At 50.9% G+C, this 12,360-nt stretch carries 15 protein-coding genes and 1 other annotated feature; of the genes, 13 read left to right on the forward strand and 2 right to left on the reverse strand.

The window, feature by feature from the left end; translation table 11 throughout:
• The first annotated feature begins 2 nt into the window (after positions 1-2).
• From infC to selO, 13 genes are all read left to right on the forward strand, one after another.
• Positions 3-545, forward strand: coding sequence for a translation initiation factor IF-3 (gene infC, locus ACJHX4_RS15760; RefSeq protein WP_001700733.1), 543 nt, complete (start codon positions 3-5; stop codon positions 543-545).
• Positions 546-641: 96 nt separating this feature from the next.
• Positions 642-839, forward strand: coding sequence for a 50S ribosomal protein L35 (gene rpmI / locus ACJHX4_RS15765; RefSeq protein ID WP_001124225.1), 198 nt, complete (start codon positions 642-644; stop codon positions 837-839).
• A 52-nt stretch (positions 840-891) separates the two neighbouring features.
• On the forward strand, positions 892-1,248 hold the full coding sequence (gene rplT / locus ACJHX4_RS15770) for a 50S ribosomal protein L20 (RefSeq protein WP_000124850.1): 357 nt from the start codon (positions 892-894) through the stop codon (positions 1,246-1,248).
• A 116-nt stretch (positions 1,249-1,364) separates the two neighbouring features.
• Positions 1,365-1,489: a sequence feature (Phe leader region), on the forward strand.
• On the forward strand, positions 1,371-1,415 hold the full coding sequence (pheM, locus tag ACJHX4_RS15775; RefSeq protein ID WP_001386830.1) for a pheST operon leader peptide PheM: 45 nt from the start codon (positions 1,371-1,373) through the stop codon (positions 1,413-1,415). (Overlaps the previous feature by 45 nt.)
• 209 nt (positions 1,490-1,698) lie before the next feature.
• Entirely contained in the window at positions 1,699-2,682 is a 984-nt protein-coding gene (gene pheS / locus ACJHX4_RS15780; protein ID WP_000018588.1) for a phenylalanine--tRNA ligase subunit alpha, read from the forward strand.
• Between the two features lie 14 nt (positions 2,683-2,696).
• Complete coding sequence (gene pheT, locus ACJHX4_RS15785; RefSeq protein ID WP_000672320.1) at positions 2,697-5,084, forward strand: phenylalanine--tRNA ligase subunit beta; 2,388 nt, start codon at positions 2,697-2,699, stop codon at positions 5,082-5,084.
• Positions 5,085-5,088: 4 nt separating this feature from the next.
• The gene (gene ihfA, locus ACJHX4_RS15790) at positions 5,089-5,388 is read left to right on the forward strand and encodes an integration host factor subunit alpha (protein ID WP_001229265.1); all 300 of its coding nucleotides are present in this window, start codon (positions 5,089-5,091) and stop codon (positions 5,386-5,388) included.
• 100 nt (positions 5,389-5,488) lie between these two features.
• Complete coding sequence (btuC, locus tag ACJHX4_RS15795) at positions 5,489-6,469, forward strand: vitamin B12 ABC transporter permease BtuC (RefSeq protein ID WP_000956533.1); 981 nt, start codon at positions 5,489-5,491, stop codon at positions 6,467-6,469.
• Positions 6,470-6,531: 62 nt separating this feature from the next.
• Positions 6,532-7,083, forward strand: coding sequence for a bifunctional thioredoxin/glutathione peroxidase (gene btuE, locus ACJHX4_RS15800; RefSeq protein ID WP_001154187.1), 552 nt, complete (start codon positions 6,532-6,534; stop codon positions 7,081-7,083).
• Positions 7,083-7,832, forward strand: coding sequence for a vitamin B12 ABC transporter ATP-binding protein BtuD (gene btuD / locus ACJHX4_RS15805; RefSeq protein WP_000029460.1), 750 nt, complete (start codon positions 7,083-7,085; stop codon positions 7,830-7,832). The genes btuE and btuD overlap by 1 nt, the downstream gene beginning before the upstream one ends.
• Positions 7,833-7,909: 77 nt before the next feature.
• On the forward strand, positions 7,910-8,374 hold the full coding sequence (locus ACJHX4_RS15810) for a C40 family peptidase (protein ID WP_001209785.1): 465 nt from the start codon (positions 7,910-7,912) through the stop codon (positions 8,372-8,374).
• 247 nt (positions 8,375-8,621) lie between these two features.
• The gene (gene ydiV / locus ACJHX4_RS15815) at positions 8,622-9,335 is read left to right on the forward strand and encodes an anti-FlhDC factor (protein ID WP_001296111.1); all 714 of its coding nucleotides are present in this window, start codon (positions 8,622-8,624) and stop codon (positions 9,333-9,335) included.
• Positions 9,336-9,397: 62 nt separating this feature from the next.
• Complete coding sequence (selO, locus tag ACJHX4_RS15820) at positions 9,398-10,834, forward strand: protein adenylyltransferase SelO (protein ID WP_000175632.1); 1,437 nt, start codon at positions 9,398-9,400, stop codon at positions 10,832-10,834.
• Between the two features lie 3 nt (positions 10,835-10,837).
• Here selO and hemP read toward each other — a convergent pair whose 3' ends face one another.
• The gene (gene hemP / locus ACJHX4_RS15825; RefSeq protein WP_001270810.1) at positions 10,838-11,029 is read right to left on the reverse strand and encodes a hemin uptake protein HemP; all 192 of its coding nucleotides are present in this window, start codon (positions 11,027-11,029) and stop codon (positions 10,838-10,840) included.
• Positions 11,030-11,160: 131 nt separating this feature from the next.
• A complete protein-coding gene (aroH, locus tag ACJHX4_RS15830; RefSeq protein WP_001082226.1) occupies positions 11,161-12,207 on the reverse strand; it encodes a 3-deoxy-7-phosphoheptulonate synthase AroH in 1,047 nt (348 codons plus the stop codon).
• Positions 12,208-12,360: the final 153 nt, after the last annotated feature.

Here is a 12,360-nt window from a genome sequence, read left to right on the forward strand (position 1 = left end):
GTATTAAAGGCGGAAAACGAGTTCAAACGGCGCGCCCTAACCGTATCAATGGCGAAATTCGCGCCCAGGAAGTTCGCTTAACAGGTCTGGAAGGCGAGCAGCTTGGTATTGTGAGTCTGAGAGAAGCTCTGGAGAAAGCAGAAGAAGCCGGAGTAGACTTAGTCGAGATCAGCCCTAACGCCGAGCCGCCGGTTTGTCGTATAATGGATTACGGCAAATTCCTCTATGAAAAGAGTAAGTCTTCTAAGGAACAGAAGAAAAAGCAAAAAGTTATCCAGGTTAAGGAAATTAAATTCCGTCCTGGTACAGATGAAGGCGACTATCAGGTAAAACTCCGCAGCCTGATTCGCTTTCTCGAAGAGGGTGATAAAGCCAAAATCACGCTGCGTTTCCGCGGTCGTGAGATGGCGCACCAGCAAATCGGTATGGAAGTGCTTAATCGCGTGAAAGACGATTTGCAAGAACTGGCAGTGGTCGAATCCTTCCCAACGAAGATCGAAGGCCGCCAGATGATCATGGTGCTCGCTCCTAAGAAGAAACAGTAAGGCCTTCAAGTAGCACTGTCTGTGGAGCCTTTGGGCTTCACAGGCATTGTTCGCCTTTGTTTCGTTTATTAACAATGCGAAGTGGAAGTTATTAAAATGCCAAAAATTAAGACCGTACGCGGTGCTGCTAAGCGCTTCAAAAAAACCGGTAAAGGTGGTTTTAAGCACAAGCACGCTAACCTGCGTCACATTCTGACCAAAAAAGCGACCAAACGTAAACGTCACCTGCGTCCGAAAGCCATGGTTTCCAAAGGCGATCTGGGCCTGGTAATCGCGTGCCTGCCGTACGCATAAGCCGTTAACGTTTTTAACTTTTTAATTAGAATATAGATACAGGAGAGCACATATGGCTCGCGTAAAACGTGGTGTTATTGCACGCGCACGTCACAAGAAAATTTTGAAACAAGCTAAAGGCTACTACGGTGCGCGTTCTCGCGTATACCGCGTTGCCTTCCAGGCTGTTATCAAAGCTGGTCAGTATGCTTACCGCGACCGTCGTCAACGTAAGCGTCAGTTCCGTCAACTGTGGATTGCGCGTATCAACGCAGCAGCACGTCAGAATGGTATTTCTTACAGCAAATTCATCAATGGCCTGAAAAAAGCCTCTGTTGAAATCGACCGTAAGATCCTGGCTGATATCGCAGTATTCGACAAAGTAGCGTTCACCGCTCTGGTTGAAAAAGCGAAAGCAGCTCTGGCATAAGCCAGTTGAAAGAGGGAGCTAGTCTCCCTCTTTTCGTTTCAACGCCATCAAAACATTGACTTTTATCGCCGTAGCCTTTTCAATAAAGGTCTTTTGAAGAGTACCAAAAGGTAACGCAAGCAATGAATGCTGCTATTTTCCGCTTCTTTTTTTACTTTAGCACCTGACTCCAGGAGGCTAGCGCGTGAGAAGAGAAACGGAAAACAGCGCCTGAAAGCCTCCCAGTGGAGGCTTTTTTTGTATGCGCGTTTTGAAAAATAAAAAGCCTGTCTCATCAGGCGTAATTGTCGCAGCCAGTCTGGACACGGCCAGCGCGGAGAAACCGGACCGTACTTAAGTACGTGAGGATTTCGAGCACTGCCCGGGACCAAAATGGCAAGTAAAATAGCCTGATGGGATGGGCTCTAAGTCCAACGAACCAGTGTCACCACTGACACAATGAGGAAAAACATGTCACATCTCGCAGAACTGGTTGCCAGTGCGAAGGCGGCCATTAGCCAGGCGTCAGATGTTGCCGCGTTAGATAATGTGCGCGTCGAATATTTGGGTAAAAAAGGGCACTTAACCCTTCAGATGACGACCCTGCGTGAGCTGCCGCCAGAAGAGCGTCCGGCAGCTGGTGCGGTTATCAATGAAGCGAAAGAGCAGGTTCAGCAGGCGCTGAATGCGCGTAAAGCGGAACTGGAAAGCGCAGCACTGAATGCGCGTCTGGCGGCGGAAACGATTGATGTCTCCCTGCCTGGTCGTCGCATTGAAAACGGCGGGCTGCATCCGGTTACCCGTACCATCGACCGTATCGAAAGTTTCTTCGGTGAGCTTGGCTTTACCGTGGCAACCGGGCCGGAAATCGAAGACGATTATCATAACTTCGATGCTCTGAACATTCCTGGTCACCACCCTGCGCGCGCTGACCACGACACTTTCTGGTTTGACGCTACCCGCCTGCTGCGTACCCAGACCTCTGGCGTACAGATCCGCACCATGAAAGCCCAGCAGCCACCGATTCGTATCATCGCGCCTGGCCGCGTTTATCGTAACGACTACGACCAGACTCACACGCCGATGTTCCATCAGATGGAAGGTCTGATTGTTGATACCAACATCAGCTTTACTAACCTGAAAGGCACGCTGCACGACTTCCTGCGTAACTTCTTTGAGGAAGATTTGCAGATCCGCTTCCGTCCTTCCTACTTCCCGTTTACCGAACCTTCTGCAGAAGTGGACGTCATGGGTAAAAACGGAAAATGGCTGGAAGTACTGGGCTGCGGGATGGTGCATCCGAACGTGCTGCGTAACGTTGGCATCGACCCGGAAGTTTACTCTGGTTTCGCCTTCGGGATGGGGATGGAGCGTCTGACTATGTTGCGCTACGGCGTCACCGACCTGCGTTCATTCTTTGAAAACGATCTGCGTTTCCTCAAACAGTTTAAATAAGGCAGGAATAGATTATGAAATTCAGTGAACTGTGGTTACGCGAATGGGTGAACCCGGCGATTGATAGCGACGCGCTGGCAAATCAAATCACGATGGCGGGCCTGGAAGTTGATGGTGTAGAACCGGTTGCCGGTAGCTTCCACGGCGTGGTTGTGGGTGAAGTGGTTGAGTGTGCGCAGCATCCGAACGCTGACAAACTGCGTGTGACAAAAGTGAATGTCGGCGGCGATCGCCTGCTGGACATCGTCTGCGGTGCGCCAAACTGCCGTCAGGGCCTGCGTGTGGCGGTAGCGACCATTGGTGCTGTTCTGCCGGGTGATTTCAAAATTAAAGCCGCGAAACTGCGTGGCGAACCGTCTGAAGGGATGCTGTGCTCCTTCTCTGAGCTGGGAATTTCTGACGATCATAACGGCATTATCGAGCTGCCTGCGGATGCGCCGATTGGCACCGACATCCGCGAATACCTGAAACTCGATGACAACACCATCGAAATCAGCGTGACACCAAACCGTGCCGACTGCTTAGGTATCATTGGTGTTGCGCGCGACGTTGCCGTGTTGAACCAGCTGCCGCTGGTTGAACCGGAAATCGTTCCGGTTGGTGCGACCATCGACGACACGCTGCCGATTGCAGTAGAAGCGCCGGATGCCTGCCCGCGCTATCTTGGCCGTGTTGTAAAAGGCATTAACGTTAAAGCGCCAACTCCGCTGTGGATGAAAGAAAAACTGCGTCGTTGCGGGATCCGTTCTATCGATGCAGTTGTTGACGTCACCAACTATGTGCTGCTCGAACTGGGCCAGCCGATGCACGCTTTCGATAAAGATCGCATTGAAGGCGGCATTGTGGTGCGGATGGCAAAAGAGGGTGAAACGCTGGTATTGCTCGACGGTACTGAAGCGAAGCTGAATGCTGACACCCTGGTCATCGCCGACCACAACAAGGCGCTGGCGATGGGCGGCATATTTGGTGGCGAACACTCTGGCGTGAATGACGAAACGCAAAACGTTCTGCTGGAATGCGCTTTCTTCAGCCCGCTGTCTATCACCGGTCGTGCTCGTCGTCATGGCCTGCATACTGATGCGTCTCACCGTTATGAGCGTGGCGTTGATCCGGCACTGCAGCACAAAGCGATGGAACGTGCGACCCGTCTGCTGATCGACATCTGCGGTGGTGAAGCGGGTCCGGTAATTGATATCACTAACGAAGCAACGCTGCCGAAGCGTGCAACCATCACTTTACGTCGTAGCAAACTGGATCGCCTGATCGGCCATCATATTGCTGATGAGCAGGTAACAGACATTCTGCGTCGTCTCGGCTGCGAAGTGACCGAAGGCAAAGACGAGTGGCAGGCAGTTGCGCCGAGCTGGCGTTTCGACATGGAGATTGAAGAAGATCTGGTCGAAGAAGTCGCGCGTGTTTACGGCTACAACAACATCCCGGATGAGCCGGTACAGGCAAGCCTGATTATGGGGATTCACCGTGAAGCTGACCTGTCGCTCAAGCGCGTAAAAACGCTGCTCAACGACAAAGGCTATCAGGAAGTGATCACCTACAGCTTCGTTGATCCGAAAGTGCAGCAGATGATCCATCCAGGCGTTGAAGCCTTACTGCTGCCAAGCCCGATCTCTGTTGAAATGTCAGCAATGCGTCTTTCTCTGTGGACCGGCCTGCTGGCAACCGTGGTGTACAACCAGAACCGTCAGCAGAATCGTGTACGCATTTTCGAAAGCGGTCTGCGTTTCGTGCCAGATACTCAGGCACCGTTGGGTATTCGTCAGGATCTGATGTTAGCCGGTGTGATTTGCGGTAACCGTTACGAAGAGCACTGGAACCTGGCAAAAGAGACCGTTGATTTCTATGATTTGAAAGGCGATCTTGAATCCGTTCTCGACCTGACCGGTAAACTGAATGAGGTTGAGTTCCGTGCAGAAGCGAATCCGGCACTGCATCCGGGGCAATCCGCAGCGATTTATCTGAAAGGTGAACGTATTGGTTTTGTTGGGGTTGTTCATCCTGAACTGGAACGTAAACTGGATCTTAACGGTCGCACTCTGGTGTTCGAACTGGAGTGGAACAAGCTCGCAGACCGCGTGGTGCCTCAGGCGCGCGAGATTTCTCGCTTCCCGGCGAACCGTCGTGACATCGCGGTGGTGGTCGCAGAAAACGTTCCCGCAGCGGATATTTTATCCGAATGTAAGAAAGTTGGCGTAAATCAGGTAGTTGGCGTAAACTTATTTGACGTGTACCGCGGTAAGGGTGTTGCGGAGGGGTATAAGAGCCTCGCCATAAGCCTGATCCTGCAAGATACCAGCCGTACACTCGAAGAAGAGGAGATTGCCGCTACCGTCGCCAAATGTGTAGAGGCATTAAAAGAGCGATTCCAGGCATCATTGAGGGATTGAACCTATGGCGCTTACAAAAGCTGAAATGTCAGAATATCTGTTTGATAAGCTTGGGCTTAGCAAGCGGGATGCCAAAGAACTGGTTGAACTGTTTTTCGAAGAGATCCGTCGCGCTCTGGAAAACGGCGAACAGGTGAAACTCTCTGGTTTTGGTAACTTCGATCTGCGTGATAAGAATCAACGCCCGGGACGTAACCCGAAAACGGGCGAGGATATTCCCATTACAGCACGGCGCGTGGTGACCTTCAGACCCGGGCAGAAGTTAAAAAGCCGGGTCGAAAACGCTTCGCCCAAAGACGAGTAATCTGATCTAACTAAAAAGGCCGCTCTGCGGCCTTTTTTCTTTTCACTGTCGAAGAGTCACCGTAAAATCAACGCCATGACACTTCAGCAGAACGGATACCATGCTGACACTTGCCCGCCAACAACAGCGACAAAATATTCGCTGGTTATTATGCCTGTCAGTTTTGATGCTGCTGGCGCTTCTCTTAAGCCTTTGCGCCGGTGAACAATGGATCTCGCCAGGTGACTGGTTTACTCCTCGTGGCGAACTGTTCGTCTGGCAAATTCGCCTGCCACGTACGCTGGCTGTATTGCTGGTTGGTGCTGCGTTGGCTATATCCGGCGCTGTAATGCAGGCGTTGTTTGAAAATCCTCTGGCAGAACCTGGACTACTTGGCGTCTCTAACGGCGCAGGCGTGGGGCTTATCGCCGCGGTATTGCTTGGGCAAGGGCAACTCCCCAACTGGGCGCTGGGGCTGTGTGCGATTGCTGGCGCGCTTATCATCACTTTAATACTCTTACGTTTCGCCCGTCGTCATCTTTCGACCAGTCGGTTATTGCTGGCTGGCGTTGCATTAGGGATTATCTGTAGTGCACTAATGACGTGGGCTATCTACTTTTCCACCTCTGTTGATTTACGTCAGCTGATGTACTGGATGATGGGCGGTTTTGGCGGCGTAGACTGGCGGCAAAGCTGGCTGATGCTGGCATTGATCCCCGTGTTGTTGTGGATCTGTTGTCAGTCCAGGCCGGTGAATATGTTAGCACTTGGCGAGATCTCGGCGCGGCAACTGGGTTTACCCCTGTGGTTCTGGCGCAATGTGTTGGTCGCAGCGACCGGCTGGATGGTTGGCGTCAGTGTGGCGCTGGCGGGTGCTATCGGCTTTATTGGTCTGGTGATCCCACATATTCTCCGGCTGTGTGGTTTAACCGATCATCGCGTATTACTTCCCGGCTGCGCGCTGGCAGGGGCGAGCGCATTGCTGCTGGCCGATATTGTAGCGCGCCTGGCATTAGCTGCCGCAGAGCTGCCTATTGGCGTGGTCACCGCAACGTTGGGTGCGCCGGTGTTTATCTGGTTATTGTTAAAAGCAGGACGTTAGCCGCAAAAAGACGGTCTATGATTAAAAGCTAAGATTTTTACTGACCACACCCAGGAGAAACGATGCAAGATTCCATTCTGACGACCGTAGTGAAAGATATCGACGGTGAAGTGACCACGCTGGAGAAGTACGCCGGTAATGTGCTGTTGATTGTCAATGTCGCCTCAAAGTGTGGCTTAACGCCGCAATATGAGCAGTTGGAGAATATTCAGAAAGCCTGGGCCGATCGTGGTTTTGTGGTGCTGGGATTCCCGTGCAACCAGTTTCTGGAACAAGAACCGGGCAGCGATGAAGAGATTAAAACTTACTGTACCACCACATGGGGGGTGACGTTCCCGATGTTCAGTAAGATTGAAGTTAATGGCGAAGGACGCCATCCGCTGTATCAAAAATTGATTGCCGCAGCGCCGACCGCAGTCGCGCCGGAAGAGAGCGGATTCTATGCCCGTATGGTCAGCAAAGGTCGTGCACCGCTGTACCCTGATGATATTTTATGGAATTTTGAGAAATTTTTAGTTGGCAGGGACGGATTGGTCATCCAGCGTTTTTCCCCGGATATGACGCCGGAAGATCCCATTGTGATGGAAAGCATTAAACTGGCGTTGGCAAAATAATGTCTATTGTGATGCAGTTACAGGATGTTGCGGAATCTACCCGCCTGGGGCCGCTTTCTGGCGAGGTTCGGGCTGGGGAGATCCTGCACCTGGTGGGGCCGAACGGCGCGGGTAAGAGTACCTTGCTTGCACGAATGGCCGGAATGACCAGCGGTAAGGGAAGCATTCAGTTCGCGGGGCAACCACTGGAAGCATGGTCTGCAACAAAACTCGCGCTGCATCGCGCCTATCTTTCACAACAGCAGACGCCGCCGTTTGCAATGCCGGTCTGGCACTACCTGACACTGCATCAGCACGATAAAACGCGTACCGAACTACTGAATGATGTCGCAGGGGCGCTGGCTCTTGATGACAAACTCGGACGTAGCACCAATCAACTTTCCGGCGGTGAATGGCAACGCGTACGTCTTGCTGCGGTGGTGCTTCAAATCACACCACAAGCTAATCCCGCAGGCCAATTGCTGCTTCTTGATGAGCCGATGAACAGTCTTGATGTTGCGCAACAAAATGCGTTAGACAAAATTCTGAGCGCGCTGTGTCAGCAAGGACTGGCGATTGTGATGAGCAGTCACGATCTCAACCACACATTGCGTCATGCGCATCGGGCGTGGTTGCTAAAAGGTGGAAAAATGCTGGCCAGTGGACGCAGAGAAGAGGTGCTCACGCCGGCAAATCTGGCACAGGCCTATGGGATGAATTTTCGCCGTCTGGATATCGAAGGTCACAGAATGCTGATTTCGACCATCTGATTTCATTAGTATCTTGAAAATCGGGTAATTACGACGCTAAATTAATGCAAGAATAAAAAACAGAGGAACCGTACGGAATGCGTTTCTGCCTTATTTTGATCACAGCACTGTTTCTGGCCGGGTGTAGCCACCATAAAGCACCGCCGCCAAATGCCAGGCTTTCTGATTCGATCACCGTTATTGCCGGTTTGAACGACCAGCTACAAAGCTGGCATGGCACGCCGTATCGTTATGGTGGCATGACGCGGCGCGGTGTGGACTGTTCGGGATTTGTGGTTGTGACGATGCGCGATCGTTTCGATTTGCAGCTGCCCCGTGAAACCAAACAACAAGCCTCTATTGGCACGCAAATTGATAAAGACGAGTTGCTGCCAGGTGACCTGGTCTTTTTCAAAACGGGTTCCGGACAAAATGGTTTGCATGTAGGTATTTACGATACCAACAACCAATTTATCCACGCCTCTACCAGCAAGGGAGTGATGCGTTCCTCACTTGATAATGTCTATTGGCAGAAAAATTTCTGGCAGGCGAGACGAATCTAGTATGTCGAAAAATGGACGGCGATGATACATCGCCGTCCATTTACTCCTGAATACAGTAGTATTTTGCAGACAGAAATTCCGTAAATGGATTATTCGTTTATAATCAGGATAATCTAAAAAAAAGGACCCCTGAAAAAGTGGTTAACATGGAACAAATGAAAGTTACTCCTTCTGTAATTGTTATGTCTTATGGCCTCATCCCTTTTAGCCGGATACTGAAAAACATCCTTCGAGAGGGACGGTTACCATGAAGATTTTTTTGGAGAATCTTTATCATTCTGATTGCTATTTCCTGCCGATAAGAGATAACCAGCAAGACCTTGTCGGCGTTGAGTTAATTACCCATTTCTCCAGTGAAGATGGTACGGTTCGTATCCCGACGAGTCGGGTTATAGCGCAACTTACCGAGGAGCAACATTGGCAATTATTTTCTGAACAGTTGGAATTACTAAAATCATGCCAACACTTTTTTATTCAACATAAACTCTTTGCCTGGCTTAATTTAACGCCACAAGTGGCTACATTATTATTAGACAGGGATAATTTCGCAGGCGAACTATTAAAATATCCGTTTATTGAACTGTTGATTAATGAGAATTACCCGCATTTCAATGAAGGAAAAGATAATCGCGATCTTTTATCCTTATCGCAAATGTATCCCCTTGTGTTAGGTAATTTGGGAGCAGGTAATAGCACAATGAAAGCGGTGTTTGATGGTCTTTTCACCCGCGTCATGCTGGATAAAAGTTTTATTCAGCAACAAATCACGCATCGCTCCTTCGAACCGTTTATTCGTGCGATCCAGGCGCAAATTTCCCCTTGTTGCAATTGCATCATCGCGGGGGGCATTGATACGCCAGAAATATTGGCACAGATTATACCCTTTGATTTCCATGCTCTCCAGGGATGCCTGTGGCCTGCGGTTCCTATAAATCAGATAACGACGTTGGTTCAGCGATAACCCTCCTGTTTGCTGGTGTTTAGGACGAGAGTAACCGTCTACACTATCAAACAGGAGGATCTATGACCCTGTCTTTTATTACCCGCTGGCGCGATGAATTGCCAGAAACCTATACAGCACTTTCCCCTACGCCTTTAAATAATGCCCGGCTGATTTGGCATAATACCGAACTGGCTAACACGCTGAGTATTCCATCGTCGCTGTTTAAAAATGGCGCAGGTGTCTGGGGCGGCGAAAACCTACTGCCTGGTATGTCACCACTGGCGCAGGTTTACAGTGGTCATCAGTTTGGCGTCTGGGCGGGCCAACTGGGTGATGGGCGCGGCATTTTACTCGGCGAACAACTGCTTGCTGATGGCACTACAATGGACTGGCATCTGAAAGGTGCTGGCCTGACGCCTTATTCGCGAATGGGTGATGGACGGGCGGTTTTACGTTCGACGATACGAGAAAGTCTCGCCAGTGAGGCGATGCATTATCTGGGCATTCCGACGACCCGCGCTTTAAGTATCGTCACCAGCGATTCGCCAGTGTATCGGGAAACGGTGGAGCCAGGCGCGATGCTGATGCGTGTGGCACCAAGTCATCTGCGCTTTGGTCATTTCGAACATTTTTACTATCGCCGCGAGCCGGAAAAGGTTCGTCAGTTAGCTGACTTTGCCATTCGTCATTACTGGCCACATCTTGCAGATGATGAGGACAAATACCGTCTCTGGTTTACCGATGTTGTCGCACGTACCGCCTCGTTAATTGCCCAATGGCAGACTGTCGGCTTTGCTCATGGGGTGATGAATACCGACAACATGTCGCTGCTGGGGCTGACGCTTGATTACGGGCCGTTTGGTTTTCTTGATGATTACGAACCCGGTTTTATTTGTAATCACTCGGATCATCAAGGGCGTTACAGCTTTGATAATCAACCTGCCGTCGCGTTGTGGAATTTACAGCGTCTGGCGCAGACATTGTCACCATTTGTTGCCGTAGATGGCCTGAATGAGGCCCTGGACAGCTATCAGCAGGTTTTGTTGACGCATTATGGACAACGGATGCGGCAGAAACTGGGCTTCATGACGGAGCTAAAAGAGGATAACGCGCTACTGAATGAATTATTCAGTCTGATGGCGCGAGAGCGCAGCGATTATACCCGCACATTCCGCATGCTGAGTCTGACCGAGCAGCACAGCGCGGCGTCACCGCTACGTGATGAGTTTATTGATCGTGCAGCATTTGATGACTGGTTTGCCCGTTATCGGGGGCGTTTGCAACAAGACGAGATTACCGATAATGAGCGTCAGCAACTGATGCAAAGCGTTAACCCGGCTCTGGTGTTGCGCAACTGGTTGGCGCAACGGGCGATTGAAGCGGCAGAAAAGGGTGATATGACGGAATTGCACCGCCTGCATGAGGCGTTGCGAAATCCTTTCAGCGACAGAGATGATGACTATGTCAGTCGTCCACCTGACTGGGGTAAACGGCTGGAAGTCAGCTGCTCGAGTTAAAGGCTACTTGGTCAACAGCAGCTTGCCAGCCTGAGTTTTACGGAGCAGATATTCTTGTCCGTCATGATCGATAATCAGTTTGCCATCCGGACCTAACAGTGTCTGGCTGGTAATTCGCCGGATGGGCTGCGGGGAAGCGGTCTTGTGATTGGCATCCGTTTCAGGCGTGAGTTTTCTGCTATCCGTATAACGCATAAAAATTAATAATAATTTATATAACAATGATTCTTATTATCAATATTATGGAGGGCCAGAGCAAGCAGTAATTTGTTGAGAAGACAACAAGTTGCGCAGAAATGCCCATCCTGTCAGGAATGGGCACGCATTCAGAAGCGGGTATCTACCGCAGAGGCGAGTTTTTCGACCAGGCGTTCGGTATCTTCCCAGCCCAGACACGGGTCGGTAATGGATTGACCGTAAGTGAGCGGCTGACCGCCGACGATTTTTTGCGTTCCTTCGCGCAGGAAACTTTCCGCCATAATTCCGGCAATCGCCGTAGAGCCATTGCGGATTTGCTGACAAATATCCTCACAAACTTCTAACTGGCGACGGTGCTGCTTCTGGCAGTTACCGTGGCTGAAATCCACCACCAGATGTTCAGGCAAATCAAATTCGTGCAGCGTATCGCAGGCTGCGGCGATATCATCGGCATGATAATTCGGTTTTTTGCCGCCACGCATAATAATGTGGCCATACGGGTTGCCGCTGGTCTGATAGATGGTCATCTGACCGTTTTTGTCTGGCGAGAGGAACATATGGCTAGCGCGGGCTGCGCGGATAGCATCCACGGCAATCCGCGTGTTGCCATCGGTACCATTTTTAAAACCCACCGGACAGGAGAGTGCCGAAGCCATTTCGCGGTGGATCTGACTTTCGGTAGTACGTGCGCCAATCGCGCCCCAACTGATTAAATCAGCAATAAACTGACCGGTCACCATATCGAGGAACTCAGTCGCGGTAGGGACGCCCAGCTCATTTACCTGTAAAAGTAATTTGCGCGCCAGCTCCAGACCGTGATTTACCCGATAGCTACCGTTTAAATCTGGATCGGAGATGAGTCCTTTCCAGCCGACAACCGTTCGTGGTTTTTCAAAATAGGTGCGCATTACGATTTCCAGCCGTGACTGGTACTGGTTGCGCAGCGACTGCAGACGGGTGGCGTACTCCATCGCAGCGGTGAGATCGTGGATCGAGCAGGGGCCAATAATGACCAACAGTCGCTTATCTTCACCATTCAGTATTTTTTCAATTCTACGGCGGGAGTCGGTGACATGGGTGGCGACGCCAGGCGTTACGGGATACCGTAGCGCGAGTTCGGCGGGCGTTACCAGGCTCTCAATACGCGCAGTACGGAGTTCGTCAGTTCTGTTCATTACAAGTCTCAGAAATTTGTTGCTTCTACGGCAGGACTACCGGGAAGTGATGCGCATCACGATAAACCAATCGCAGCTGATTTCAAGTGCGAGGTGTGTCACACCTCGCCGGGTGGTTAGCATGATAACAAAAAAACAAGCTAATGCACTAGT

This window comes from Escherichia sp. WS2035 (genome assembly GCF_046487065.1).
Taxonomy (GTDB): domain Bacteria; phylum Pseudomonadota; class Gammaproteobacteria; order Enterobacterales; family Enterobacteriaceae; genus Escherichia; species Escherichia coli.

Coding starts and splice junctions, on each gene's coding strand:
- pheS (WP_000018588.1), top strand. CDS start 1,699: ATGTCACATCTCGCAGAACTGGTTGCCAGTGCGAAGGCGGCCATTAGC.
- ihfA (WP_001229265.1), top strand. CDS start 5,089: ATGGCGCTTACAAAAGCTGAAATGTCAGAATATCTGTTTGATAAGCTT.
- selO (WP_000175632.1), top strand. CDS start 9,398: ATGACCCTGTCTTTTATTACCCGCTGGCGCGATGAATTGCCAGAAACC.
- btuD (WP_000029460.1), top strand. CDS start 7,083: ATGTCTATTGTGATGCAGTTACAGGATGTTGCGGAATCTACCCGCCTG.
- pheT (WP_000672320.1), top strand. CDS start 2,697: ATGAAATTCAGTGAACTGTGGTTACGCGAATGGGTGAACCCGGCGATT.
- rplT (WP_000124850.1), top strand. CDS start 892: ATGGCTCGCGTAAAACGTGGTGTTATTGCACGCGCACGTCACAAGAAA.
- hemP (WP_001270810.1), bottom strand. CDS start 11,029: ATGCGTTATACGGATAGCAGAAAACTCACGCCTGAAACGGATGCCAAT.
- ACJHX4_RS15810 (WP_001209785.1), top strand. CDS start 7,910: ATGCGTTTCTGCCTTATTTTGATCACAGCACTGTTTCTGGCCGGGTGT.
- rpmI (WP_001124225.1), top strand. CDS start 642: ATGCCAAAAATTAAGACCGTACGCGGTGCTGCTAAGCGCTTCAAAAAA.
- btuC (WP_000956533.1), top strand. CDS start 5,489: ATGCTGACACTTGCCCGCCAACAACAGCGACAAAATATTCGCTGGTTA.
- ydiV (WP_001296111.1), top strand. CDS start 8,622: ATGAAGATTTTTTTGGAGAATCTTTATCATTCTGATTGCTATTTCCTG.
- btuE (WP_001154187.1), top strand. CDS start 6,532: ATGCAAGATTCCATTCTGACGACCGTAGTGAAAGATATCGACGGTGAA.
- aroH (WP_001082226.1), bottom strand. CDS start 12,207: ATGAACAGAACTGACGAACTCCGTACTGCGCGTATTGAGAGCCTGGTA.